22 protein-coding genes and 2 pseudogenes are annotated in these 25,704 nt (G+C 69.5%); 19 read left to right on the top strand and 5 right to left on the bottom strand.

The window, feature by feature from the left end; translation table 11 throughout:
• Positions 1–44: 44 nt before the first annotated feature.
• From K6K41_RS26835 to K6K41_RS26805, 6 genes are all read left to right on the top strand, one after another.
• Positions 45–1,103 (top strand): beta-ribofuranosylaminobenzene 5'-phosphate synthase family protein, encoded by a 1,059-nt coding sequence (locus tag K6K41_RS26835; protein ID WP_261403069.1) that lies wholly within the window; start codon positions 45–47, stop codon positions 1,101–1,103.
• Positions 1,104–3,155 (top strand): methylene-tetrahydromethanopterin dehydrogenase N-terminal domain-containing protein, encoded by a 2,052-nt coding sequence (locus tag K6K41_RS29850; RefSeq protein ID WP_315855095.1) that lies wholly within the window; start codon positions 1,104–1,106, stop codon positions 3,153–3,155.
• The gene (mch, locus tag K6K41_RS26820) at positions 3,152–4,120 is read left to right on the top strand and encodes a methenyltetrahydromethanopterin cyclohydrolase (RefSeq protein ID WP_261405838.1); all 969 of its coding nucleotides are present in this window, start codon (positions 3,152–3,154) and stop codon (positions 4,118–4,120) included. The genes K6K41_RS29850 and mch overlap by 4 nt, the downstream gene beginning before the upstream one ends.
• A gap of 336 nt (positions 4,121–4,456) precedes the next feature.
• Positions 4,457–4,990 carry an ATP-grasp domain-containing protein gene (locus K6K41_RS26815; protein WP_261403068.1) on the top strand — a complete coding sequence of 178 codons (534 nt, stop codon included), beginning with the start codon at positions 4,457–4,459 and terminating at the stop codon, positions 4,988–4,990.
• Positions 4,987–5,274 carry an ATP-grasp domain-containing protein gene (locus tag K6K41_RS26810; protein ID WP_261403067.1) on the top strand — a complete coding sequence of 96 codons (288 nt, stop codon included), beginning with the start codon at positions 4,987–4,989 and terminating at the stop codon, positions 5,272–5,274. The genes K6K41_RS26815 and K6K41_RS26810 overlap by 4 nt, the downstream gene beginning before the upstream one ends.
• Entirely contained in the window at positions 5,264–6,106 is an 843-nt protein-coding gene (locus K6K41_RS26805) for a triphosphoribosyl-dephospho-CoA synthase (protein WP_261403066.1), read from the top strand. The genes K6K41_RS26810 and K6K41_RS26805 overlap by 11 nt, the downstream gene beginning before the upstream one ends.
• Here the strand turns inward: K6K41_RS26805 and K6K41_RS26800 are convergent.
• Together K6K41_RS26800 and K6K41_RS26795 are read right to left on the bottom strand one after the other, a co-directional pair.
• Positions 6,063–6,377, bottom strand: a complete 315-nt coding sequence (locus K6K41_RS26800; RefSeq protein WP_261403065.1) for a HisA/HisF-related TIM barrel protein — start codon at positions 6,375–6,377, stop codon at positions 6,063–6,065. The two genes, K6K41_RS26805 and K6K41_RS26800, sit on opposite strands and share 44 nt — an antisense overlap.
• The gene (locus K6K41_RS26795; RefSeq protein ID WP_261403064.1) at positions 6,358–6,756 is read right to left on the bottom strand and encodes a HisA/HisF-related TIM barrel protein; all 399 of its coding nucleotides are present in this window, start codon (positions 6,754–6,756) and stop codon (positions 6,358–6,360) included. Before K6K41_RS26795 ends, K6K41_RS26800 begins: the two co-directional genes overlap by 20 nt.
• A 225-nt stretch (positions 6,757–6,981) precedes the next feature.
• Here K6K41_RS26795 and K6K41_RS26790 point away from each other — a divergent pair, with 225 nt between their 5' ends.
• Genes K6K41_RS26790 through folK form a run of 4 tightly spaced genes read left to right on the top strand, consistent with a single transcriptional unit; the run spans position 6,982 to position 9,893 of the window.
• Positions 6,982–7,929 (top strand): ATP-grasp domain-containing protein, encoded by a 948-nt coding sequence (locus K6K41_RS26790; RefSeq protein WP_261403063.1) that lies wholly within the window; start codon positions 6,982–6,984, stop codon positions 7,927–7,929.
• Positions 7,926–8,966 carry a hydantoinase/oxoprolinase family protein gene (locus K6K41_RS26785; protein WP_261403062.1) on the top strand — a complete coding sequence of 347 codons (1,041 nt, stop codon included), beginning with the start codon at positions 7,926–7,928 and terminating at the stop codon, positions 8,964–8,966. The genes K6K41_RS26790 and K6K41_RS26785 overlap by 4 nt, the downstream gene beginning before the upstream one ends.
• 46 nt (positions 8,967–9,012) lie before the next feature.
• Positions 9,013–9,384, top strand: a complete 372-nt coding sequence (gene folB, locus K6K41_RS26780) for a dihydroneopterin aldolase (protein WP_261403061.1) — start codon at positions 9,013–9,015, stop codon at positions 9,382–9,384.
• A gap of 5 nt (positions 9,385–9,389) precedes the next feature.
• Positions 9,390–9,893 carry a 2-amino-4-hydroxy-6-hydroxymethyldihydropteridine diphosphokinase gene (gene folK / locus K6K41_RS26775; protein WP_261403060.1) on the top strand — a complete coding sequence of 168 codons (504 nt, stop codon included), beginning with the start codon at positions 9,390–9,392 and terminating at the stop codon, positions 9,891–9,893.
• Between the two features lie 3 nt (positions 9,894–9,896).
• On the opposite strand, the gene K6K41_RS26770 is transcribed toward folK, so the two are convergent.
• On the bottom strand, positions 9,897–10,253 hold the full coding sequence (locus K6K41_RS26770; RefSeq protein WP_261403059.1) for a response regulator: 357 nt from the start codon (positions 10,251–10,253) through the stop codon (positions 9,897–9,899).
• A gap of 80 nt (positions 10,254–10,333) precedes the next feature.
• A complete protein-coding gene (locus tag K6K41_RS26765) occupies positions 10,334–11,275 on the bottom strand; it encodes a LysR family transcriptional regulator (protein ID WP_261403058.1) in 942 nt (313 codons plus the stop codon).
• Between the two features lie 248 nt (positions 11,276–11,523).
• Between K6K41_RS26765 and K6K41_RS26760 the strand changes: the two genes are divergently transcribed.
• From K6K41_RS26760 to K6K41_RS26720, 9 genes and pseudogenes are all read left to right on the top strand, one after another.
• Positions 11,524–12,540 (top strand): class 1 fructose-bisphosphatase, encoded by a 1,017-nt coding sequence (locus tag K6K41_RS26760; protein WP_378148815.1) that lies wholly within the window; start codon positions 11,524–11,526, stop codon positions 12,538–12,540.
• A 17-nt stretch (positions 12,541–12,557) separates the two neighbouring features.
• Positions 12,558–13,438, top strand: a pseudogene (locus K6K41_RS26755) (phosphoribulokinase).
• An 80-nt stretch (positions 13,439–13,518) separates the two neighbouring features.
• Positions 13,519–14,202, top strand: coding sequence for a ribulose-phosphate 3-epimerase (gene rpe, locus K6K41_RS26750; RefSeq protein ID WP_261403056.1), 684 nt, complete (start codon positions 13,519–13,521; stop codon positions 14,200–14,202).
• Entirely contained in the window at positions 14,202–14,948 is a 747-nt protein-coding gene (locus K6K41_RS26745) for an HAD-IA family hydrolase (RefSeq protein ID WP_261403055.1), read from the top strand. Before rpe ends, K6K41_RS26745 begins: the two co-directional genes overlap by 1 nt.
• 153 nt (positions 14,949–15,101) lie before the next feature.
• The gene (locus K6K41_RS26740) at positions 15,102–16,052 is read left to right on the top strand and encodes a TolC family protein (RefSeq protein WP_261403054.1); all 951 of its coding nucleotides are present in this window, start codon (positions 15,102–15,104) and stop codon (positions 16,050–16,052) included.
• Complete coding sequence (locus K6K41_RS26735) at positions 15,935–16,567, top strand: TolC family protein (RefSeq protein ID WP_261403053.1); 633 nt, start codon at positions 15,935–15,937, stop codon at positions 16,565–16,567. Before K6K41_RS26740 ends, K6K41_RS26735 begins: the two co-directional genes overlap by 118 nt.
• Entirely contained in the window at positions 16,567–17,775 is a 1,209-nt protein-coding gene (locus K6K41_RS26730; protein ID WP_261403052.1) for an efflux RND transporter periplasmic adaptor subunit, read from the top strand. The genes K6K41_RS26735 and K6K41_RS26730 overlap by 1 nt, the downstream gene beginning before the upstream one ends.
• A 200-nt stretch (positions 17,776–17,975) precedes the next feature.
• Positions 17,976–21,125: an efflux RND transporter permease subunit gene (locus K6K41_RS26725; RefSeq protein ID WP_261403051.1), complete on the top strand. Its 3,150-nt coding sequence runs from the start codon at positions 17,976–17,978 to the stop codon at positions 21,123–21,125.
• Positions 21,126–21,276: 151 nt separating this feature from the next.
• Positions 21,277–24,344, top strand: a pseudogene (locus K6K41_RS26720) (efflux RND transporter permease subunit).
• A 312-nt stretch (positions 24,345–24,656) separates the two neighbouring features.
• Here the strand turns inward: K6K41_RS26720 and gnd are convergent.
• Complete coding sequence (gnd, locus tag K6K41_RS26715; protein ID WP_261403050.1) at positions 24,657–25,658, bottom strand: phosphogluconate dehydrogenase (NAD(+)-dependent, decarboxylating); 1,002 nt, start codon at positions 25,656–25,658, stop codon at positions 24,657–24,659.
• Positions 25,659–25,704 lie beyond the last annotated feature (46 nt).

Here is a 25,704-nt window from a genome sequence, read left to right as displayed (position 1 = left end):
GGCGTCACACCCCCTCCACGCCTAATGTGCGATCGAAGAAACCCATGAACAGCCAAGCCGAACACGAGCGGGGAAGCCGCCAGTCGCGCAGCCCCCGGGCGCTCAGCGTCACCGCGCCCGGACGGCTGCACATTGGCTTTCTCGACCTGAACGGCAGCCTCGGCCGCCGTTTCGGCAGCATCGGCGTGGCGGTGGAGCGGCCGGTGACGCGGCTCAGGATAGAGACCGCGGACGCGCTTTCGGCCGAGGGACCGGACGCCGCCCGCGTCGTTGCGACGATCGAAACGCTCGCCCGCGCCGTCCCGGAATTCGATCCGCGGCTGAAAGTCACGGTGGAGGAGGCGCTGCCCGCCCATGCCGGCCTCGGATCCGGCACGCAGCTCGCGCTGGCGGTCGGCGTCGGGGCGAGTCGCGTCGGCGGCGCGCCCATGACGCCCCACGAGGTCTCCCGCGCCATCGGCCGCGGCATGCGCTCGGCGATCGGGCTCGGGGCGTTCGAAGGCGGCGGCGTGCTGCTCGACGGCGGACAGCCGGTCGCGCCCGAGCCTGGCGACCACCGCCCGCCGCCGCTCATCTCGCGCGTCGCCGTCCCGGAAAACTGGCGCTTCATCCTGATCTTCGACGAAGGGATGAGCGGGCTCTCGGGCGGCGAGGAGACCCGCGCGATGGGTCGTTTGCCGGTGTTCCCGGAGGCGCTCGCAGATCGGCTCTGTCGCCTGACTCTCATGACGTTGATGCCCGCCGTCTCGCTCGGCGACGCGGTCGCCTTTGGACGCGCCGCGAGCGAGATTCAGCGCCGCCTCGGCGACCATTTTTCGCAGTTTCAGGGCGGACGTTTCACGTCTCCTGACGTCTCAGACGCGCTAAGCGTAAGCGAAGCTGAAGGGGCGACCGGCGTCGGACAGAGCTCGTGGGGGCCGACCGGCTTCGCCATCTTCGGCGATCCGGCGTCGGCCGAGGCCGCCGTCGCCCGCCTTCGCGCGCGTTTCGCCGACCGGACGAACCTCCGGTTCGACGTGGTGCGCGGCAACAATCACGGCGCCGTCCTGACCGAGCTTTCCGACGCGGAGGCCGGACAGGGCCGCAGCCTGCAGGAGACGTAAATGTCCGACGCCGTCCCGATCCACATGATCACGCCGCTCCGGAACACGAGCCCGTTCGACGTGAACATGGCCGTCGACGCAGGCTTCTCCTCGATCGTCACCTATTCCGAGGTCGCGCTCGGCGACGTCGCTGGGCTGACGCAGGACGCGATGTTCTCGCGCTCGCCGGACGCCGCCAAGCGCACCGTGATGTTCATCGGCGGCAAGGACGCGAGCCTCGCGCTCGATCAGATGGCGGCGGCCGCCAAGGCGCTGTTTCCGCCCTTCGAGATCTCGCTCTTCGCCGACCCCTCCGGCGCCTTCACCACAGCGGCCGCCATGATCGCGCTCGTCGAGAAAAACCTCCGCGGCAAGCGCGAGGGCGGCCTGACGGGCGCCAAGGTGCAGGTCTACGGCGCGACCGGGATCATCGGCGGCATCGCGGCGGTGATCGCGGCGCAGGCCGGCGCCGACGTCACCATCGTGAGCCATCTCGTGATCGAGGACGTCGAGGCCAAGGCTGTCGACTTCAAGAAGCGCTTCGGCGTGAAGCTCAACTGCGCGGTCGCTAAGACCGACGAGGACAAAAAGGCGTTTGGTCGCCGACACCGAGGTGATCCTCACCTGCGCTTCGGCCGGCATCGAGGTGATCTCGACGCCCGTTCTGGAGGCGGCCAAGAAGCTGATCGTCGCCGCCGACATCAACGCTGTGCCGCCGAACGGGATTTCCGGCGTCGGCTCGAACGAAGACGGGGTGAAGCTCGCAAACGGCGTCGGGATCGGCGCGCTCGTCATCGGGCAGGTGAAGTACCAGGTGCAGCACCAGATTCTGAAGCGCATCCGCGAGTCGGATGTGGCGTTGCAGGTGAGCTTCCCGGAGGCCTTCCAGCTCGCCCGCGAGCTTTCAGCCTGACGACGCCTACGTTGACCGACCAGCCGCCCTTCGACCTTGCGGTCATCGCGCTCTCGGCCCGGGCGCTCGCGCGCTCGGCCAGGCGCGCGGGCCTCAACGTGCTGGCGCTCGACCTGTTCGCCGACGACGACACGCGCGAGCACGCGGCGGAAGCGGTCCGCGTACCTATGCGCCGGAGCGTGGTGGCTTTTGATCGGCGGGCGTTGCTCGACGCGCTGGCGAGCCACGCTCCCGAAGGGTTGCCGGTCGTATTCGGCGCCGGCTTCGAGCACGCTCCGAACTTGATGCGGGCGATCGCGCGGCGAAATCCGGTGCTGGGCGCCTCGTCCGAGACGGTCGCGCTGCTCAAAAATCCGGAAGCTTTTGCGGGTCTGCTCGACGATCTCGGCGTCCGCCGCCCCGCCATGGCGCCCCATGGCGCCGCCGACCTGGATGCGGCCCGTTGGCTCTCGAAGCGCGCCGGAGCCTCGGGCGGATCGCATATCCGCACCGGAACCGCGGTCAGAGCCCGACGATACCTGCAGGAGCGCGTCGAGGGCCGCGCGGTCTCGGCGCTGTTTCTCGCCGACGGCGCGAAAGCGCATGTGCTCGGCTTCTCGGAACAATGGCCAGATCCCGCGCCCGCCGCGCCCTTCCGCTATGGCGGAGCGGTCGGGCCGGTCACCATCTCCGACGGGGTCGCCGCCAGCATCGACGCCGCGCTCGACCGCCTCGTCTCCGCGACGCGCCTCAAAGGCCTTGCCAGCGCCGACATGATCCTGCCGGACGACCAAAGCTTCGTCCTGCTCGAGATCAATCCCCGCCCCGGCGCGACGCTCGACGTGTTCGACCGCGGCGACATGCCGGCGCTCATAAACCTCCACATCGAGGCCTGCGCGGGCCGCCTGCCCGGCCCCCTGCCCCGGCTTGAGACCGCATTCGCCGCCGCCGTCGTCCACGCCCCAGCGACAACCCGCGCGGGCGCTGTCGCGCGTCCGCACTGGACGGCCGATTGGCCTTCATGCGACGAGACCGTCCCCGCAGGCGCGCCGTTCTGCACGGTGTTCGCCGCCGGCCAGGACCCTCTGGCCGCCCGCCGACTTCTCGAGGAGCGACGCGACGCGCTTCTCGCCCGCCTTCCATCCGCGCGTGTCCCCGCGCCCACGAACCAAAAATGGTGACGCACATGACAAAAAGACCAAGCGTGGGAACGCTCTCGGCCCCGCTCGTCGAGGCGCTCGTGCGCGACGCCGAGAGCCTTCGCCTCGGGATCGAGAAGACCTCGACCGGCGCGACGATCGTCGACGGCGGCATTTCGGTGCGGGGCGGCCTCGAGGCCGGCCGCCGCATCACCGAGATCTGCCTCGGCGGCCTCGGCCAGGCGAAGTTCGTCGCCGACAGCCGGTTCCCCGGCTGGACCACCGCGATCCAGATCACGACGCTCGACCCCGTCACCGCCTGCCTCGGCAGCCAGTACGCCGGCTGGAGCCTCTCGGAGGGCGACTTCTTCGCGCTCGGTTCCGGCCCCGCCCGCGCTCTCTGGGCCAAGGAAGAGCTTTTTGGCGAGCTCTGCTACAAGGACGAGGCGGCGACCGCCGCGCTCGTGCTCGAGACCGACAAGCGCCCGCCGGACTCGCTGATCTCCTTCATCGCCAAGGAGTGCGGCGTGTCCGAGGAGAAGCTGACGCTCATCCTCACGCCCACCACCAGCCTTGCGGGCTCGGTGCAGGTCGTCGGCCGCGTGCTCGAGGTCGCGCTGCACAAGGCGCACGCCATCCACTTCCCGCTCGAGCGCATCGTCGACGGCACGGGCGTCGCCCCGGTGCCCCCGCCGGCCGCCGATTTCCTCGGCGGCATGGGCCGCACCAACGACGCGGTGCTCTACGGCGGCGAGATCGCGCTCTATGTCGAGGGTCCCGAGGACGAGGCCGAGCAGCTCGCCAATGGCCTGCCCTCCTCCACCTCGAAGGACCACGGCCGCCCCTTCGGCGAGATCTTCGCGGGCTACAATTTCGACTTCTACGCCTGCGACGCCGGCCTGTTCTCGCCTGCGGTCGTGACGGTGACCGCGCTTTCGACCGGTAAGAGCTTCTCCGCCGGCGCGTTCGAGCCGGCGCTGGTCGAGAAGTCGTTTCGCGGCGCGTAAAGCCAGTAAGGGCGTCATCCCGGACGGCCCTCCCGGCCGATCCGGGATCGTCTTCCCACGAAGCCTCAAGAACCGCAGCGTAATCCCCCGGTTTATCCGGGGGATCCACGCCAGATCACAAAGCGCCGCGTATCGGAACAGTGGATGCCCCGGATGAACCGGGGCATGACGAGCGCTGTGGCTTCGAGCCTTTCCTGATTCCGCCTCTCCTCTTCGCTCCGGCCGGGATGACGTGCGACAAGACCCCATGATCCTCCCCGACACGGTCGTCATCTTCACCGAAAAGGCCGACTGGCACTCGAACGGTCTCGCCAAAGCCTGCGCGAACGCAGGCCTTTGCCCGATCATCCTCTCGATCGCCGACTGCGGCTTCGACGTCGCATCCGGGCGTCCGGCCTCGTGCTGCCGGGCCTCGACGGCCGCCTGCCCGGGGCGATCTTCGTGCGGCTCGTGCCGGCCGGCACCACCGAGCAGATCACCGCGCGACTCGGCCTGCTGCACGCCGCGCGATCGGCGGGCGTGCGCGTGGTCAATGACGCCCGCGCCATCGAGGCCTGCGTCGACAAGTCGATGACCACATTCCTGCTCGCGCAGGCCGGCCTGCCGACGCCCAGAACCATCGTGACCGAGAAGCCGGAAGCCGCCGAAGCGGCGCGTAAAACGCTCGGCGGCGACGTCGTGCTGAAGCCGCTGTTCGGCGCGCAGGGCAAAGGGCTGGTCCGCCTTCGCGACGGCGACCCGCTGCCCCCGTCGGAAGACGTCGGCGGCCTCTATTACCTGCAGGAATTCGTCGCGAGCCGCGGCTCGCGCGCGGCGGCGCCCATGACTGGCGGGTGTTCGTGCTCGGCGGGAAACCGCTCGCGGCCATGATCCGGCGCTCGGACGGCTGGGTCACCAACATCTTTCAGGGCGCTGACGGCGAACCTGCAGATCCCACCGGCGCGCCCGCCGACTATGCGGTGCGGGCGGCGGCGGCGGTCGGCGCGGATTACGCCGGCGTCGACCTGATCGAAGACGAGGACGGTCGCTTCCTGGTGCTGGAAGTCAACTCCATGCCGGCCTGGAAGGGCCTTCAGACCGCGACCGGCGTCGACGTCGCGGCGGCGCTCGCCGGCGACCTCGCCCAGAAACTCGCTCGCCCCGATGCCGCCTAAGACCTTCGACCTTTCGGGCGTCGCCGAGGCGTTCGTGGCCGCGTGCCGGGCGGAGCTTTCAGCGCTCAAGCCCGGCAACGTCCACAAGTTTCGCGACGGACACGGCATGACGGTCGCGACCTTCGAACGCGCCGCGGAAGTCGCCGCCGTGCGGCTCGTGGCGGGGACCACGGTCGGCGAGCGCATCGAGGGCGCGACCCGCGCATCGCTTGGCGCTGTCGGCCTCAACGCCAATCTCGGCATCGTGCTCCTCTGCGCGCCGCTCGCCCATGCGGCGCTCAACGCCCACGGACGACCGCTCAAGTCCTCGCTCGACCATGTTCTGAAGCGCCTCACCGTCGAGGACGCCGAGGCCGCCTACCGGGCGATCGCGGCGGCCAATCCCGGCGGGCTCGGGCGCACGGACGAGCACGACGTCGCCGAGCCGCCAAGAATCACGCTGCTTGAGGCGATGGCGGCGGCGGCCGGCCGCGACCGGATCGCGCAGCAATATGTCTCCGGCTTCGAGGACGTCTTCGCGGCCGCGCGCGCCTATCGCGCGAAGGCGCCCGGCCGCGAGGCGGTGGAGGACCTTTATCTCGGCCTGCTGGCGCTGTTCCCGGACAGCCACGTGGCCCGGAAGTTCGGGGCCGAGACGGCCGAAGCGCTGCGGCGCGAGGCGGCGGCGTTCTCGGAGGGGCTGGACTTTCGCGCGGACCGCGAGCGCGCGCTCGACGCCTTCGACCTGCACCTGAAGGCGCGCGGCCTCAATCCGGGAACGACCGCCGACCTCACGGTCGCGGCGCTCTTCACCGCGGCGCTGCTTGAAGGGCCGAAAGCTCACGACCGCTGAGCCGTCCGTCATGCAGCGCGCTCGCCACCAGCGCGCCCGCGACGCCGATCCCTTGCAGCGCCCTCAGATCCTCGATCCCGCGCACCCCGCCCGCCGCATAGACGGCGCGGCCGTCAGCGCGCGACACGACGCTTTGCAGCCGCTCGAAGTCCGGCCCTGAATCGACCCGGCCGAGCGTCATGACGATGATTTTTTCCGGCCACAGGGACGGATCGTCATGGACGGCCGCCGGGCCGATCGGTCCCGAGGCGTCATGGTCGAGCGACAGCACGCCCTGTGAGGCCTTCAGCGCGTGGCCGAGCGTGCGGGCGTCCTCGAAGCTTTCGGACCCGATCACGGCCACGCCTTCCAGGCCCCCGCCTTGCTTCCTCGACGTCGGCTGCGCCGCGATCGATCCAGAGTTCGAGGTCGGGATACGCCGCGGCGAGCGCCGCCACCGCGTGATCATGCCCCCGCCCGCCGCGGATGGCGTCGATGTCGGCGACGTAAAGCCGGCGGAACGGCGCGAGCTTCATCAGCGCGCCGGCGATCGCAAGCGGTCCCGAGCCATCGACAAGCCCTGAGCGGATCGGCTGATACGAGCCGCGCTCGCCGCGGCGGGCGTGCACGACCTCGCCGCCCATCAGGTCGATCACGGGAATGACGTCCATGGCGGCCTCCAGAAGCAGGCGAGCGCTTTAGCCTGAACTCCCGCTTGCGCGAAACCGCCGGGAGACGCAGGAAACGGATTGCGTGCTTCGAGACGCCCGCCAAGGCGGGCTCCTCAGCATGAGGAATGTTTGTGGCTTGCAGCGCTCAAACGATCCTCATGCTGAGGAGCCGTCCGGAGGACGGCGTCTCGAAGCACGCAGTTCATTTCGGCAGGGACCTTCCGTTTGCGCGTTCTCGTCTGCGAATTCGTCACCGGCGGCGGCATGCGGAGCGAGCATCTGCCGCCCTCGCTCGCCCGCGAGGGCGCGATGATGCGCGACGCGCTGCTGCGGGACCTGTCCGAGCTTGCCGGCGTCGAAGCCGTCGCCACCTCCGACGACCGGCTGGCGCCGCCGCCCTGCGGCGAGATCCACGACGTGCGCGAGCGCGACGACGTCTGGAAGGCCTGGGCTTCGCTCGCGCGCGGCTGCGACGTCGCCTGGCCGATCGCGCCGGAGACCGGCGGCGTGCTGTCCCGTCTCGCGAGACTGCTCGGCGAAACGGGCGTGGACGTCATCGGGCCGAGCGAAGAGGCGATCGCGATCGCGTCCTCGAAATTCCTGACCGCCCAGCGCCTTCGCGAACGCGGCGTCCCGACGCCGCCGGTCTGGCGCGTGAGCGCGGCGCCTGATCACACTAGCCCCGTGGTGGTGAAGCCCGACGACGGCGCAGGCTGCGACGCCACCCTGTTCCTCGAAGAACCGCCCGCGAGCATCCCCGCCGGCTCTATCGTACAGCCCTTCGTCGCCGGCGAGGCCGCGAGCCTCACCGTGCTGCGCGCCCATGGCGCGACGCGGCTGCTCTCGGCGAACCGGCAGCATGTGGCGATCGAGGACGGCGCCTTCCGGTTCCAGGGCCTCACCGTCGGCGCGATCGAAGATGCGGACGGCAGGCTCGCCGCGCTCGCGAGAGCCGTCGGCGACGCCCTCCCGGGCCTCGACGGGATTTTCGGAATCGACCTCGTGCTCGGCGCTGACGGACCGGTGGTGATCGAGATCAATCCGCGCCTCACCACCGCGTATTGCGGCCTGCGCGAGTCGCTTGGCCTGAACCCGGTTTCGCTGGTTCCGCCGTTCGACGTCGCGCCACTCGCGGCGTGGGCAGGCGCGCGTCCCGTCGAGGTGAGGCTGTGAGCGGCGAGGTCCTCGGCTGGGACGTCGGCGGCGCGCATCTGAAGCTGGCGCGCCTCGGCGGCGACGGCGCGCTTGAGGCGGTGCGCATCGTTCCCTGCCCCCTCTGGAAGGGCCTCGACGAGCTCGACCGCGCGCTGGACGCGCTCGGGGCCGACGCCCCGGCGGACGCTGTTTCGGCCGTGACCATGACGGGCGAGCTGGTCGATCTCTGGCCGGATCGCGCGACAGGGGTCGCGGCGCTTTCCGATCGGCTCTCTCAGCGACTGGGCCCGCAAACCCGCTTTTACGGCGGAGCGGACGGTTTCCTGACCGCCGGGGAAGCCGCCAAACGCTGGGCCTGCGTCGCTTCAGCCAATTGGCGCGCGACCGCCGAGGCGCTCGCGCTCGGAGGCGGCGACGGGCTGCTCATCGACATCGGCTCGACGACCGCGGACCTCATCCTGTTCAGCGGCGGCGACGTCACTGCGCTGGGCTCGACCGACGCCTCGCGGATGGCCGCTGAGGAGCTGGTCTATCTCGGCGTCGCCCGCACGCCCGTGATGGCCGTCGCGCCCCGTCTGCCCTTCGGCGGCGCCTGGATCACGCCGATGGCCGAGCACTTCGCCACCACCGCCGACGTCTTCCGCCTCACCGGCGACCTTCCCGACGACGCCGACCTCCATCCGGCGGCCGATGGCGGCGAGAAAACCCGCGAGGCCAGCGCCCGCCGTCTGCTGCGGATGGTCGGCGCGGACCTCGACGCCGAGACAGGCAGGCTGGTCGAGCCGCTGGCCCGCTGGATCGCCGAGGCCGTGCTGCGGCGGCTCTGCGACGCTGCGTCCTGCGTCCAGTCGCGGCGGGGAAGCCCTGTAACGCCGACGATCTACGGCGCGGGCGTCGGACAGTTTCTCACCGCGAGGCTGGCGCGACGGCTTGGGCTCCTGTATCGCGACGTCGGCGAACTGTGGACGGACGACGCGCGCCTCGCCGGAGCCGCCGCCGACTGCGCGCCGGCCGTCGCCGTCGCCCGCCTCTACGCCGCCGCCCTCAGCGCCTGACAGCGCGGCGGACACGCCCTCAAACGCCTGTCGAGACTTGGCTTAAATGAGCGACCGGATCTTCATACGCGGCATTCAGGTCCACGCGTATCATGGCGTTTTCGAAGAAGAACATCGGCTTGGCCAAAAGTTCTTTTTCGACGTCGACTACTGGGTGCAGGCGCAGCCTTACGCGCAGGCCGACGACTTCTCGGGCGCGGTCTCCTACACCGACGTTCATGACGCGGTGGTCGAGATCGCCAAGGGTCCGCGCATCAATCTGATCGAGGCGTTGGCCGAACAGATCGCCCAAAAGCTGCTGTCGTCCTTCCCGACGATCGAGCAGGTGCGCGTCGAGGTCCACAAGCCCGGCGCGCCGATCGCCGGCGTGTTTTCCGACGTCGGCGTCGAGATCCTCCGACGACGCGCCGGGACCTGAGCGAAATGACCGAGATCGGGCTCGGCCTCGGCAGCAATGTCGGGGACAAGATCGAGAACGTCCGGCGCGCGCTCGAACGTCTGTTCGCCGGGCCGGAATTTTCGTTCGTGGCCGCGTCCTCGATCTGGCGCACCGCCCCGTGGGGCTATCTTGACCAGGACTGGTTCGCCAACGCCTGCGCGGTCGGCCGCACGGAGCTTTCGGCCGACGAAGCGCTCGCCTTCACCCAGAGCGTCGAGGCGGAGCTCGGGCGCGAGACCACGTTCCGCTGGGGTCCGCGGCTGATCGACATCGACATCCTCTATCTCGGCGAGACGCAGGTGCGCTCCGAGCGGCTGATCATCCCCCACAAGGAAATGTTCAACCGCGCCTTCGTGCTGACGCCGCTGGCCGAGGTCCGGCCCGACCTCATCCTCGACGGCCGATCGATCCGCGACGCGGCGGCGGTCGGCGGCGACCAGGGGTTCTCGCGGCTCGCGCAGCCCTGGCGGCCGGACGGGACGGGCTGAGGCTCAGCTCTCGTCCTTGCGCGCCAGCGCGTCGAGCTCGCGGGCGATCGATTCCGGCCTGAACGGTTTTGGGACCCTGCGCTCGAGTTTGAGCTCGTCAGGGGCTTCGCCGCGGTCGGCCCCGGAGACGAACACGAACGGCACATGCTTGAGCCTGAGCTCGAGCGCGAGCGAATAGGTCTTCCCGTCCGTCACGTCGATGTCGAGAAATGCGAGGTCGAGAGGCGCGCCGTCTACGATCTTCAGCGCATCGCGGACGGAACAGGCGACCACGGTCTCGACGCTCGGCAGTCGGTCGAGCACGATCGCCTCGATTTCGAGGGCGATGACCGGCTCGTCCTCGACGATCAGGACGCGCATGCGCGGAGAACTCCACCCACAGTCGCGACGCCAGGACCGGCCGATCGCAAGACTGTCTGTCAAAGACGCGCGCGGGGCTTCTAAGGTTCCGCTTCGACGCGGACGATGCTGGGGAGAAACTCGGCGCCGCGCTCGGAAAGGAACGCGCTCATGGCGGCCGCCGGCGGAGTGAGGCGCTTGCCGGCGCGGCGCACCACATGCCATTGGCGCATGATCGGCAGGCCCTCGACGTCGAGCTGGGCGAGGCGCCCGTCGGCGATTTCGGCCGCGACGGTGTGCGCCGAAATGAAGGCGAGGCCGAGCCCCGCGATCACCGCCTGCTTGATCGTCTCGTTGGAGCCGATCTCCATGCCGCTCTTGGCCTCGACCTTGCGCTCGGCGAACAGCCGCTCCATCAGCGCGCGGGTGCCGGAGCCAGCCTCGCGCATCAGGAACACCTGGCCGGTGAGCTCATGCGGCTGCACCCGGCGACCGACCAGCGGATGGTCGATGGGCGCGACGACGATGTGCGGATGGTCGCCGATGACGGTGCGAATGGTCTCCATGTCCTCCGGCGGCCGCCCCATGATCGCGACGTCGACCTTGTCGCCGCGCAGCAGGTTCAGCACGTCGGCGCGGTTGCCGACCGCAAGGCTCAGCTCGACCTTCGGATGAGCGCGCGCGAAGGCGCCGAGCGCCATGGGCGCGAAATACTTCGCGGTCGAGACGATCGCGACCGAGACCCGGCCGCCCTCGAGACCCTTCATCGCCTCGAGCGCCGCGACGCAGTCGCGGATCGCGGACTCGATCCGGCCGACCGCCTCGACGACCTCGCGGCCGGCGTCCGTCGGGCGGAACTTGTCGCCGGAACGGTCGAGCAGCGGCAGCTCGGTCGCAGCCTCCAGTAGCTGGACCTGCATGGTCACGGCCGGCGGCGTGACGCCCAGTCGGCGCGCGGCCGCGCTCACCGCGCCCGTCTCCGCCACGGCGGCGAGCGCGCGTAGTTGTTTCACTGTCAGCGAGCGGATCAGGTCTTCAGACATACTGAAACAGCGCTTTAGGGGATTTGGCTTAGCTGAGCAATCCGTATATGAGGCTTGCAGGGCGCGGGGCGGCTTTTCGCATGCCCGTCCCTGAACCTTTATCGTGATCGACGCTTTTTCAGGCTCGCCTCCAAGGCCTTTACGACAAACTGCTGCGTTGTCGCGCAGCGGATCCGCAGGGCTAGGTGGCGCCGAGACTGGAAGGGTGCGGCGCAGGCGCGCTCAGGAGACCTTACGTGGCTGACACCATGACGCTTGAGGCCTATCTCGCCGGCTGGGCGGGCGACGACGCGGGACGCGGCGACGTCGCAAAGACGGTGCTCGCGATGTGCGAGGCCGGCCGCAGGATCGCTCTGGTCGTCGGCCGCGGCGCGCTCGAGGGCGACATGGCCGCGGCGATCGGCGGCAACGCCGGCGGCGACACCCAGAAGGCGCTCGACGTCCGAACCCACGAGATGACCCTCGAAGTCCTCAAGGACACGCCCGTCGCGCGCGTCGGCTCCGAGGAGGCCGAAGACGTCGTCGTGTTCGACGAGGGCCGCCCGCTCGCCGTCGCCATGGACCCGCTCGACGGCTCCTCCAACATCGAGACCAACGTGTCGATCGGCACCCTGTTCGGCGTGCTGCCGAACATCGGCGAGGACACCTTCCTCCAGCCGGGCTCGCGCCAGCTCGCCGCAGGCTTCATCGTCTACGGGCCCGCGACCGCGCTGGTGCTGACCGTGGGGGCCGGCACGCAGGTCTTCATGCTGGACCATGGCTCGAACGCGTTCCTGCAGACCCACAAGGACGTGAAGATCCCCGAGAAGACCAAGGAGTTCGCGATCAACGCCTCGAACCAGCGCCACTGGAACGAGCCGATGTCGGCCTATATCGCCGACTGCCTCGCCGGCGACACGGGCCCGCGCGAGAAGAACTTCAACATGCGCTGGGTCGGCTCGCTGGTCGCCGACGTCTTCCGCATCCTGGTGCGCGGCGGCGTCTATCTCTATCCGGGCGACGCGCGCGAGGGCTACGGCCAGGGCCGCCTGCGCCTCGTCTACGAGTGCAACCCGATCGCCTTCGTGTGCGAGCAGGCCGGGGGCGCGGCCACCGACGGGACGACGCGCGTTCTCGACCTCATCCCCGAGAAGCTGCACCAGCGCGCCGCGCTGATCGCGGGCTCGGCCGAGGAGGTCGAGCGGATCGCCCGTTATTACGAGCAGCCCGCGCGCTCCTCGTCGTCGTCGCCGCTCTTCGCCAAGCGCGGCCTCTTCCTGGCCTGACGGCCGGCGTCGCGCTCATGTCGGTCCGTTTTCCGATCATCTCCGTCACCGGCTCGTCGGGCTCCGGCACGACCTCGGTGCGGCAGACCTTCGAGCAGATCTTCCGGCGCGAGCACATCGCGGCGGCGTTCGTCGAGGGCGACGCCTTCCATCGCTACGACCGCGAGAGCATGCGCCGGCACGCGCTGGAGCAGGAGGCGGCGGGCAACCACCACTTCTCGCATTTCGGCCACGAGGCCAACCTGATGGCCGAGCTCGAGGAGCTGTTCCGCAGCTATTCCGAGACCGGGACAGGCCGCTCGCGCCATTATGTCCACGACCTAATCGCGGCCCAGCAGTTCGGCCAGCCGATGGGAACCTTCACCGACTGGACCGACCTGCCCGCGCCCACGGACGTGATGTTCTACGAGGGGCTCCACGGCGCGGCGATGGGCGACGGCATCGACATCGCGCAATACGCCGACCTCAAGGTCGGCGTCGTGCCGGTCATCAATCTCGAGTGGATCCAGAAGATCCACCGCGACAAGAACGACCGCGGCTACAGCGCCGAGGACGTGACCCACACGATTCTCAGGCGCATGCCCGACTACGTGAACTTCATCTGCCCGCAGTTCACCGCCACCGACGTCAACTTCCAGCGCATTCCGACCGTCGATACGTCGAACCCGTTCATCTCCCGCACGATCCCTTCAGCGGAAGAATCGATGGTGGTGATCCGCTTCCGCGATCCGCACGGCATCGATTTTCCGTATCTGCTCTCGATGATCTCCTGGAGCTTCATGTCCCGGGCGAATTCGATCGTGATCCCGGGCGGAAGCTCGACCTCGCGATGCAGCTGATCCTGACGCCGATGATCCTGAACCTCGTCGAGAAGAAGCGGCGGGCGGAGATCGGCTGAGCGGGACTGCGCGCTTCACCTCGGCCGTCATTCGGTCTAACAGCATGTTGCGCCGCAATAGCCTGACCTGAGCGACCCGAATGTCCGATATCGTCATCGCCCCCTCGATCCTCTCGGCCGATTTCTCGAAGCTCGGCGAGGAGACCGCCGCCGTGGTCGCCGCCGGCGCCGACTGGGTGCATCTCGACGTGATGGACGGGCATTTCGTGCCGAACATCACCTTCGGGCCGGAGGTCGTGAAGAAGCTGCGCCGCTGGACCGACGCCTTCTTCGACTGCCATCTGATGATCTCGCCCGCCGACCCCTATCTCGAGGCCTTCGCCAAGGCCGGCTGCGACCAGATCACGGTCCACGCCGAGGCCGGCCCCCATCTCGATCGGTCCCTCCAGTTCATCCGCTCGCTCGGCAAGAAGGCAGGCGTCGCCATCAACCCCTCGACGCCCGAGAGCGCGATCGAATATGTGCTCGACAGGATCGACATGGTCATCGTCATGACGGTCAATCCGGGCTTCGGCGGGCAGGCGTTCATCCCCGCGATGCTGCCCAAGATCGCGAGCATCCGAGAGATGATCGGCGACCGCCCGATCCGCGTCCAGGTGGACGGCGGCGTCAGCCCTGAAACCGCGCCGCTCTGCGCGGCGGCCGGCGCCGACACCTTCGTGGCCGGCAACGCCGTGTTCAAGGACGGGCCGGATCACTACGCCCGCCACATCGCCGCGATCAGGGCGGCGGCGGACGCGGCCTCCGAGACGCAAGCCGCCTGATGGCCCTCGAGGCGCTGATCTTCGACGTCGACGGCACGCTGGCCGAGACCGAGGAGACGCACCGCCGGGCGCTCAACGACACCTTCGCGTCCTTCGGCCTGCCCTGGGACTGGGACCGCGCGACCTATCGCCGGCTGCTCCGCATCATGGGCGGCAAGGAGCGGCTGCTGCACTTCATCGAGTTCGACGGCCCCGAGGGCGCCGACCGCGCCTTCGACCGCCTCGACGAGATCCACGCGGCGAAGAACGTCCGCTACGCCGAACTGGTGCGCGACGGCGCGGTGACGCTGCGCCCGGGCGTCGAGCGGCTGTTGCGGGAGGCGCGCGGCGAGGCTCTCAGGATCGGGATCGCCACCACCACCAGCCGCCGCAACGTCGAGGCGCTGCTTACCGCGACCATCGGCGACGACTGGCGAGACCTCTTCGACGCGATCGCGGCGGGCGACGAGGCTCCGGCCAAGAAGCCGGCGCCCGACGTCTATCTGCTTGCGCTCGAGCGCCTGCGCGTCCCGCCGTCCGCCGCCATCGCGTTCGAGGACACGAGCCACGGCCTGCGCTCGGCGCGCGCCGCCGGCGTTCGCTGTCTCGTCACGCCGAGCGAGTACAGCGACGACCAGAATTTCGCCGGCGCCGCCGCGGTGTTCGACCAGCTTGGCGAGCCGACCGCTCCCGCCCGCCACCTCGCGGGCGCAGGCGCCGGAAAGGCCATGGTCACGGTCCCGCTCCTGCGCGGTCTCGCGGATTGATGGCTCACGATCGGGAGAGCGGTCGCAGGACTGGTTCAAAACCCGCGTGACAGTCGGACATTCAGGAAACCTTCGGCCACGTTCCGCCTCGCCTGTGTCGCCTTCGCGCCATGGCGGCGCCGTCCGGGTCGTGCGATGAAACGCGCAGCGTGCATGCGTAACTGCGAGGCGACCAGTTTGCTGGGATTGAGGGGGCTCAGGCTCGCGACAGCCATCGCCGGCGCGCTCGGGCTCGCCGGCTGCGCCGATCAATGGAACCGACCGCCGCTCGGCGTCGACGCGCCGACCGGGTGGAAGGACGTGCGCGACCCCAAACCCGTCTGGCCGGCGGCCGCATGGTGGCGGGGCTTCGGATCGGCGGAGCTGACGAGCCTCGTCGAGGAGGCCGAGCGCTCCAACCAGGACATCGGCGCGGCGAAGGGTCGGATCGAGCAGGCCGACGCGCAGGTGCGCATTAACGGAGCGAGCCTCATTCCGCTCGTGAGCGGTTCGGGACAGGCCAGCATGCAGCCGGCCGCGACCGGCAACCGCGTCGTCCGCCAGTATCAGCTCGGCCTCGACGCCAGCTACGAACTCGATTTCTGGGGCCGGAACCGCGCGAGCGTACGGTCCGCGCAGGCGACCGCCGTCGCGGCGCGCTTCGACGCCGAGGTGGTGGCGCTCGGCGTCACGACGAGCGTCGCCAACACCTATTTCGCGCTGATGTCCGCGCAGGAGCGGCTCGCGATCGCGCGCGGCAACGTGAAATCCGCCCAGACCGTGCTCGACGCGATCCAGGGACGGCTCGACGTCGGAACGGCGACCGCGCTCGACCGCGCGCAGCAGCGCGCCATTCTCGACCAGCAGCGCGCCACCATCCCGCCGATCGAGGAGGAGGTGCGCACCAACGAGACCGCGATCGCGCTGCTGCTCGGCCGGCCTCCGGTGCGGGTCTCGATCAAGGGCGGCAGGCTCGCGGGACTGAAGGCGCCGCGGTGCGGCCCGGCATGCCGTCCGACCTTCTCCTCCGCCGCCCGGACGTCCGCCAGGCCGAGGCGACGCTCGCGGCGAGCGACGCCGACATCACCGCCGCGCGCGCCGCCTTTCTGCCGTCGTTCACCCTGACGGGCCAGGGCGGGTTCGAAAGCACGGCGCTAAAGACGCTGATCTCGGGCTCCAACGTCGCCTACCAGCTCGCCGCCGGCGTGACCCAGCCGATCCTCGACCAGACGCTGCCCGGCAATCTTGATCTCGCCAAGGGCCAGTTCCGCGAGAACCTCTTCGCCTATCGCAAGGCGACGACGCAGTCGCTGGTCGACGTCGAGAACGCGCTGATCGCGGTGCGCAAGAGCGCCGAGCAGGTGCGACTGCAGGAGGCGGCGGTCAAAAGCGCGCGCGAAGCCTACGACATCGCTTCCGCGCAGTTGAAGGAAGGAGCCGTCGACATCGTGACGGTCGTGAACACCCAGCAGACGCTGTTCGACGCGCAGGACAATCTCGTCACCGCGCGGCTCGCCCGCTACCAGGCGCTCGTGTCGATGTTCGAGGCGCTCGGCGGCGGCTGGGCGGGCTCGGGTCAGCCCGCCGGCTCCGTCGGCGGTCCGCTGCCGGCCTTCACGGTCTCGGCGGTGTCACGCTGATGCGGAAGCTCGTCGTCCTCCTGTTGATCGTCGCGGCCGGCGTGGCGGCGTGGAAGCTCCTGCCGGAAAAATACTGGCCGACGGCGCTTCTCGCCTCGCGGGACAGCGGCGCGGGCGCCGAGCAGCCGCGCCGCGGCGGACGGCGCGGCGGGCTTGGCGACGAACCGACGCCGGTGATCGCGACGAAGGCCGCGCGTCGGGACGTGCCGGTCTTCCTCGAAGGCGTCGGCTCGTTCCAGGCGCCCAACACGGCGACTGTCCGAGCGCAGGTCGAGGGCGTGCTGGTCGAGGTCGCGTTTCGCGAGGGACAGGACGTGAAGGCCGGCGACGTGCTGGCCCGCATCGATCCGGCGACCTATCAGGCGTACGACCAGGCGGTCGCCCAAAAGGCGCAATACGAGGCGCAGCTCGAAAACGCCCGGCGCGACTTCGAGCGTTATTCGCGGCTCGCCAAGAACGACTACGGCACCCAGCAGCAGGCCGACACGGCGAAATCCACCATCGCCCAGCTCGAGGCGCAGGTCCGCTACTACGGCGCCCTGATCGACCAGGCCAAGACGACGCTCGACCGCACGCAAGTCCGCGCGCCGATTTCCGGCCGCACCGGCGTGCGCGGCGTCGACCAGGGCAACTACGTCACGGCCGGCGACGCCACCGGCATCGTCACCATCACGCAGGTGCAGCCGATCGCGGCGCTGTTCACCCTGCCGCAGCAGAACATTCCGGCGATCACCCGTGCGCTGGCGCGCGGAAGCGTCGCGGTCGAGGCGCTGACCGGCGACGGACGCACGACGCTCGACCGCGGCCGGCTCGAGGTGATCGACAACCAGGTGGACCAGACCACCGGCACGGTGCGGCTGAAGGCGATCTTCGACAACAAGGAGCTCGCGCTCTGGCCCGGCCAGTTCACCACCATCCGGACCGCGGTCGACGTGCTGAAGGACGTCGTCACGACGCCCGGCCAGGCGGTGCAGCAGGGGCCGGACGGACCGTTCGTCTTCGTGGTGAAGCCCGACCAGACGGTCGAGCAGCGGCCCGTCGAGATCACGCGGCAGGACGCCGAGCTCGCGGTGATCGCCAAGGGGCTGGAGGCCGGCGAGACGATCGTCACCACCGGCTTCGCGCGGCTCAGGACCGGCGCGAAGGTCGCGGTCGGCGCCCCGGGCGACGCAGGAGCCGGAGACGGATGCGCCCGGAGCTTCGGGTAGCGCGCCGTCGAGCGAGAGCCCGCAGCGCCGCGCGGAAGGCGCCGGGCGGTGAGGCTGAGAAGCGCCGCACTTCTTGTCCCGGACTTGATCCGGGACCTAGAACCGATGCCGCCCGAGGAAAAGGCGGGCCAGTCCAGGCGTCGATTTGAACCGCTGTCGGTTCTGGGTCCCGAATCAAGTCCGGGACAAGGGCGCTGTCCATGAGCGTCTCCTCGCCCTTCATCGCACGCCCCGTCGCCACCACGCTGCTTGCGATCGCGGTGCTGCTGGTCGGCGTGCTCGGCTATCTGAAGCTGCCCGTCTCCTCGCTTCCGCAGGTCGACTTCCCGACCATCCAGGTGACGACGCGCCTGCCCGGCGCGAACCCCCAGACGATGGCCAAGCTCGTCACCGCGCCGCTCGAACGTCAGCTCGGCCAGATCCCCTCGCTCGCCACAATGACCTCGGCGAGCTCCTTCGGGTTCAGCCGCATCACGCTGCGCTTCGATCTCGACCGCGACATCGACGGCGCGGCGCAAGACGTGCAGGCGGCGATCAACGCCGCGAACTCCACGCTGCCGAGCGACCTGCCCTACCCGCCCGTCTTCGCCAAGGTGAACCCGGCCAACACCCCGGTGCTGACCGTCGCGCTCACCTCCGACACGATGCCGATCCGGGACGTCTCCGACCTCGCCGACACGCTGGTGGCGCAGCGGCTGGCGGAGGTCGTGGGCGTCGGCCGGGTTTCGGTCGGCGGCGGCGTGAAACCGGCCGTGCGCGTTCAGGCGGACGTGCGGCGGCTCGCGGCCTACGGGCTGACGCTCTCGCAGCTCCGCACTGCGGTCGCGGGCGCGAGCGTCGCGGGGCCGAAGGGTTCGATCGACGGCGACCGGCAGTCCTTCACCATTTCGGCCAACGACCAGATCGAGACCGCGAAGGCTTATCGCGAAGTCATCGTCACGACCAACAACGGCGTGCCGGTGCGCCTGCGCGACGTCGCCGACGTGATCGACGGCGTCGAGGACGAGAACGTCGCGGCGACCCATCAGGGCAAGCCCGCCATCGTCATCGACGTCCAGCGCCAGCCCGGCGCCAACACGGTCGAGACCGTGGAGACGCTGCGAAAGGCGCTGCCCGAGATCCAGCGCGCCATGCCGGCGGGCGTGAAGGTCGACGTGGTCGACGACCGCACCGACACGATCAAGGCCTCGATCCACGAGGTCGAGATCACGCTCGCGCTCTCGGTCGGCCTCGTGATCCTCGTGGTGCTGGTCTTCCTGAGGACGTTGCGCGCGACGCTCATCGCCGGCGTCGCGTTGCCGCTGTCGCTGATCGCGACCTTCGCGGTGATGTGGGGGTTCGGCTACAGCCTCGACAACCTGTCTCTGATGGCGCTCGTGGTCGGCGCGGGCTTCGTGGTCGACGACGCCATCGTCATGATCGAGAACATCCAGCGCCATATCGAGGACGGCGAGCATCCTCTCAAGGCGGCCTATGAGGGCGCGCGCGAGATCGGCTTCACGATCGTCTCGCTCACCGCGTCGCTCGTCGCGGTTTTCATCCCGCTGCTGTTCATGAGCGGGCTGATCGGCCGCGTGTTCCGGGAGTTCGCGGCGACGCTGACGATCGCCGTCGTGGTCTCGATGGTGATCTCGCTCACTCTCACGCCGATGATGTGCTCGCGACTCCTGAAGGCGCCGAAGCACGGCGAGACCTCGCGCCTCGGGAAGGCGGCGGAGGCCGCCACCACGCGATTCATCGAGCGCTACCGCCGGTCGCTGCTGATGGTGCTGCGCCATCAGGGACTCACCCTGCTGGTGACGCTCGCGACGCTTCTCGCGACCGGCTGGCTCTACGTCGTAGCCCCCAAGGGCTTTCTCCCCGCGCAGGATTCAGGGCTGATCTCGGCGACGCTGGAGGCGAGCCAGGACGTCTCCTTCTCGGAACTCAAGACCCGCTCGACGACGGCGGTCGCGGAGATCCGCGAGGACCCGGCGGTGCGCAGCGTCGTCTCGGTGCTTGGCGTCGGCGAGCAGACGCCGACCTCGAACGCCGGCCGCCTGACCATCGTCCTAAAGCCCCACGCCGAGCGCGACGCGAGCGCCGAAGAGGTCATCGCGCGGCTGAGCCGCAGGCTCTCCGCCTTGCCCGATCTCTCCATCGTGTTCCAGGCGACGCAGGACCTTCAGATCTCGACCCGCGTCAGCCGCGCCCGCTACCAGTACACGCTGACCGACAGCGATCCGCGCGAACTCGCCGAGAACGCCAACAAGCTGGTGGAGCGCCTGCGCGCCTCGCCGGCGCTGCGCAACGTCGGGTCGGACGCGCGCGCGGGCGGCCTTCAGGCCAAGGTCACGGTCGACCGGATCGCGGCGGGCCGTCTCGGCGTCACCGTGCAGTCGATCGCCGACGCGCTCTACGACGCCTTCGGCCAGCGGCAGATCTCGACCATCTACGGCCAGGCCAACCAGTACCGGGTGGTGCTGGAGGCCTCGAAGGACGACGCCCGCGACGTCTCGGCGATCGGTCGGCTCTACGTCACCCCGACGGCCGCGACCTCCGAGACGACGACCTCCGCCGCGACCTCGACCAACGACACGATCCGCGCGCCCGTGCCGCTCTCGGCGGTGGCGCGGGTCGATCTGGAGCCCGCCGACCTCGTCGTGACCAACGAGGAGCAGTTCCCGGCCAACACCATCTCGTTCGACCTCGCCGAGAACGCCTCGCTCTCCGACGCCGTGGCGGCGATCGAGGAGGCCGAGGCCGAAATCGACCTGCCCTCGACCGTGGTCGGACGCTTCGCGGGCGACGCGGCGGAGTTCGCCGAGTCGCTCGCCGGCCAGCCCGCGCTCGTGCTCGCCGCCGTCATCGCGATCTACATCGTGCTGGGGGTGCTCTACGAGAGCTTCATCCACCCGTTCACGATCCTCTCCACCCTGCCCTCCGCGGGGCTCGGGGCGCTGATCGCGCTCGAGCTCTTCGGGCTCGACCTCTCGATCATCGCGCTCATCGGCATCATCCTGCTGATGGGCATCGTGAAGAAGAACGCGATCATGATGATCGACTTCGCGCTCGACGCCGAACGCGAACGCGGGATGGCGCCGCAGGACTCGATCGTCGAAGCCGCTGTGCTGCGCTTCCGCCCGATCATGATGACGACGCTCGCGGCGCTGCTCGGCGCGCTGCCCTCGCGGATCGCCACCGGCCCCGGCGCGGAGCTGCGCGTGCCGCTCGGCGTCACGATCATCGGCGGGCTGCTGCTCAGCCAGTTGCTGACGCTCTACACGACCCCGGTGGTCTATCTCGCGATGGAGCGGCTGCGCGAACGTTGGTTCGGCGGCGCGAAGCCGGTCGCGGAGCCGGCGGAGTGAGGGGCGGCGGACAAGCGCGTCATCCCGGACGGCCGCAGGCCGATCCGGGATCGTCATCCGGAAAGGGCTCCCGTCGCGCGCCTCACACGGATGACGATCCGGGCTCTCCGCTGCGCTTCGGCCGGGATGACGTCCGGGGGGGCCTCGCCTGATGTCGCTCTCCTCGCCCTTCATCAACCGGCCGATCGGCACCACGCTGCTGGCGATCGCGCTCGTGCTGGTGGGGCTCACCGCCTATATGCGCCTGCCCGTCGCCTCGATGCCGAACGTCGAGTTCCCTGCGATCTTCGTGCAGGCGAGCCGCCCCGGCGCCTCGCCCGAGATCATGGCCTCGACGGTGGCGGCGCCGCTCGAGCGCGCGCTCGGGCGATCTCGGGCGTCACCGAAATGAGCTCGGCCTCCTCGCTCGGCTCGACCCGGATCGCGATCCAGTTCGACCTTGGCCGCAACATCGACGACGCAGCCCGCGACGTGCAGGCGGCGCTCAACCAGGCGCAGGTGAACCTGCCCTCCGACATTCCCAACCTGCCGACCTTCCGCAAGATCAACCCGGCCGCGATCCCGGTGCTGACGCTCGCGCTCACCTCCGACACCACGCCGAAGACCGAGATCTACGACGCCGCCGACAGCATTCTGGTGCAGCGCCTCAGCCAGGTGGCGGGCGTCGGCGAGGTGCGGGTGCAGGGCGCCGAACAGCCCGCGGTGCGCGTCAATCTCGACGCCGACAAGATCGCCGCCATGGGGCTCGGCCTCGACGAGGTGCGCTTGGCGATCTCGACCGCCAACGTGCTCGCCCCCGTCGGCGCGATCGAGACCGACAACGCGCAGCTTACGATCGCGCTCGACGGCGAACTCGGCTCGCGGCCTGAAAAGTACAGGGACGTCGTCGTGCGCGTGGCGAGCGGCGCGACGGTGCGGCTCGGCGACGTCGCGGAGATTTCCGCAGGCGCCCGCGACACGCGCAACGCCGGCTGGTTCAACGGCAAGCCCGCGGTGCTGCTGTCGGTGACCAAGCAGCCAGCCGCCAATGTGCTCGAGACGGTCGACGGCGTGAAGGCGCTGCTGCCGGAGATCTCCCGCTGGATTCCCGCAGGCATCGACGTCACCGTGCTCGCGGACCGCACAACGACGATCCGCGCCAGCGTCCACGACATGCAGCTGACGCTCGGCGTCTCGATCGCGCTGGTGATGCTGGTGGTGTTCGCCTTCCTGCGCCGTCTCGCGCCGACCTTCGCGGCGGGCGTCACGGTGCCGCTCGCGCTCGCCGGCTCGTTCGCGGGCATGTGGGTCGCGGGCTTCTCGGTCAACAACCTCTCGCTGATGGCGCTCGCGATCGCGGTCGGCTTCGTGGTCGACGACGCGATCGTCATGATCGAGAAACGCCTACCGCAATCTCGAGAAGGGCATGGAGCCGAAGGAAGCGGCGCTGAAGGGCGCGGAGGAGATCGCCTTCACGGTGGTGGCGATCTCGCTGTCTCTGGTCGCGGCCTTCATCCCGCTGCTCTTTTTGGGGGGGCTGGCCGGCCGCCTGTTCTTCGAGTTCTCGATGACGCTGGTGTTCGCGATCGCGGTGTCGACGATCGTCTCTTTGACAGTCACGCCAATGATCTGCGGCCAACTTCTCAAACGGGAGACGAGGGAAGAACGCGCCGGCGTCATGGCGCGGATTTCCGACGCCTACGCCCGATCGCTCGAAGTCGCGATGCGCGCCCCATGGCTGATGGCGGGGCTGATGGTCGCCGCCGCCGTCTGGGCCGTGCAGCTCTACATCGCGACGCCCAAGGGCTTCTTTCCGAGCGACGACGTCGGCCTCGTCAACGCCTTCGTCGAGGCGTCGCCGGACGTCTCCTTCGACGAGATCTCAGGGCTGGTGTCGCGCGCCGCCGACATCATCGCCGCCGATCCCGCGATCGCGTCGGTCGCGCCGGCGCTCGGGGGCGGACGCAACACCTCGAACGAGGGCCGCATCCAGATGACGCTGAAGCCGCTCGGAGAGCGGCCGCCCATCCGGCAGGTGATCGAACGGCTGAGAAAGCCGTTGTCCGAGATCCCCGGGCTCAGAGTGTTCATGTCGGCCCAGCAGGAGATCCGCGCCGGCGCCCGCGAGGGGCGCTCGCAATATCAGTTCACGCTCTGGTCGCGCGATCTGAAACCCTTGCAGGAGGCGGCGCCGCGCGTCGTCGAGCGGCTGCGCAAGATAGAGGGCGTGCGCGACGTCTCGACCGACCGCGAGGCCAACGGCATCGAGCTCGCGATCGACATCGACCGCGAGACCGCCTCACGACTCGGCGTCGAGATCGAGGCGATCGACGCAGCCCTCAACACGGCTTTCGCGCAGCGCCAGATCTCGGTGATCTACGGTCGGCGCAACCAGTACCGCGTGGTGATCGAGGTCGTGCCTGAAAGGGCGCGCGACTCGGCCGACGTGCTGAACGTCTACGTGCCGACCTCGAACGGCGGGCAGGCGCCTCTCTCGGCGGTGGCGACAATGACGCGCACCGTCGCGCCGCTGGTGGTGAACCATCAGGGCCAGTACCCGTCGATCACCATCACCTATGACGCCGCGCCCGGCGCCGCTCCGGGCGCGATCCAAGAGCAGATCACCCGCGCCGTCGCCGAACTGCGGCTCCCGGACGGGATCAACGCCGAATTCGCGGGAGACGCCGCCGAGCTAGCGCGGGCGGCCGGCAGCCAGTCGATGACCATCCTGGCCGCGCTTCTGGTGATCTATCTGGTGCTCGGCGTGCTCTACGAGAGCTACTTCACCCGCTCACGATTCTCTCGACGCTGCCGCCCGCGGGGCTTGGCGCGCTGCTGGCGCTGAACGCCGTCGGCGACGACCTGACGGTCATCGCGCTCATCGGCATCATCCTGCTGATCGGGCTCGTGAAAAAGAACGGCATCATTCTGGTCGACTTCGCGCTCGAGGCCGAGCGGAGTCGCGGCCTCTCCCCGCGCGAGGCGATCGTGGAGGCCGCGCGGGTGCGCTTCCGCCCGATCATGATGACGACATTCGCGGCGCTGCTCGGCGCGGTCCCGCTCGCCTTCGGCGAGGGTCCGGGCTCGGAGCTGAGGCGTCCGCTCGGCATCACGATCGTGGGCGGGCTCATCGTAAGCCAGGCTCTGACGCTCTACACGACCCCCGCGATCTACCTGCTGCTCGACCGGCTGCGGCGCAGACGGCGGACGGACGAGGAAGCGCTGCAACCGGCCGAGTGAAGCGCTCCCTTGTCCCGGACGTGATCCGGGACCCAGAACCGATTGCGCTGTCCGAATATCACTCTGACCGAGCCGTTTCTTCTGGCGACGACGTCGGTTCTGGGTCCCGGATCAAGTCCGGGACAAGGGACGCGCCGGAACCACCATCGTCATCCCCGGGCTCGTCCGGGGGATCCACGTCTCTGCGCGCCGCGGCCTATGACGATCGGTGGATGCCCCGGATTAATCGGGGCAAGACGACTGAGGTTCCGAGCGCCGTCTTCTTAAAGCGGTCCTGGCACGCCGCTCGTGCTCCGGCCAGGATGACGCCCCTTACGTCTTCACCTTCTGCTTCTCGCCGCCGGGCGCCTCGGCGTGGCCGCCGAACTGGAAGCGCATCGCCGACAGCAGCCGGTCCGCGAAGGTGTGGTCCTGCCGCGAGCGGAAGCGGGCGAACAGCGCGGTGGCGAGCACGTCGACCGGCACCGCCTCCTCGATCGCCGCCTCGATGGTCCAGCGGCCCTCGCCCGAATCGGCGACCCGGCCCTCGAACTCCGACAGCTCCTCGTCGCCGGCGAGCGCGGACGCCGTCAGGTCGAGCAGCCACGACGACACGACGCTTCCCCGCCGCCAGACTTCCGCGATGTCGGCCACGTCGAGATCGAAGCGCCGGTCCTCGGGCAGATTCGGCGACGCCTTAGTCTTCAGCACGTCGAAGCCTTCGGCGTAGGCCTGCATCAGCCCGTATTCGATGCCGTTGTGCACCATCTTCACGAAGTGCCCCGAGCCCGTCGGCCCGCAATGCATGTAGCCCTCGAGCACGCGCGGATCGCGGCTCTCGCGGTTCTTCGTCAGCGGGATGTCGCCGCGTCCCGGGGCCAGCGTCTTGAAAACGGGATCGAGCCGGTCGACCGCGTCCTTGTCGCCGCCGATCATCAGGCAATAGCCGCGCTCGCGGCCCCAGACGCCGCCGGACGTGCCGACGTCGACATAGTGGATCCCCTTCTCCTTCAGCGCCGCGCCGCGCGAAATGTCGTCTTTGTAGAAGGAGTTGCCGCCGTCGATGATGACGTCGTCGGCCGACATCGCCGCGCCCAGCGCCTCGACGGCGTCGGCGGTGATCTTGCCCTCGGGCAGCATCACCCAGACGGCGCGCGGGGCGGCGAGCCCCTCCACCATCTCCTCGATCGAGCCGGCCGGCGTCGCGCCTTCGCCCGCGAGCGTCGCCACCGCTTTCTCGCTGACGTCGTAGACGGTGCACTGATGGCCGTTGTCCATCAGGCGGCGAACGATGTTGCCGCCCATGCGGCCAAGTCCGATGACGCCGATATGCATGATCCCGTCCCGTGTTCGGGCGATGCCCGCCCTGTTCCGCTCGGCA

The sequence above is a fragment of the Chenggangzhangella methanolivorans genome (genome assembly GCF_019797865.1).
GTDB classification, from domain to species: Bacteria; Pseudomonadota; Alphaproteobacteria; order Rhizobiales; family Methylopilaceae; genus Methylopila; species Methylopila methanolivorans.
Note: the sequence above shows the minus strand (reverse complement) of the source record. Positions and strands in the feature narration are given on the sequence as shown.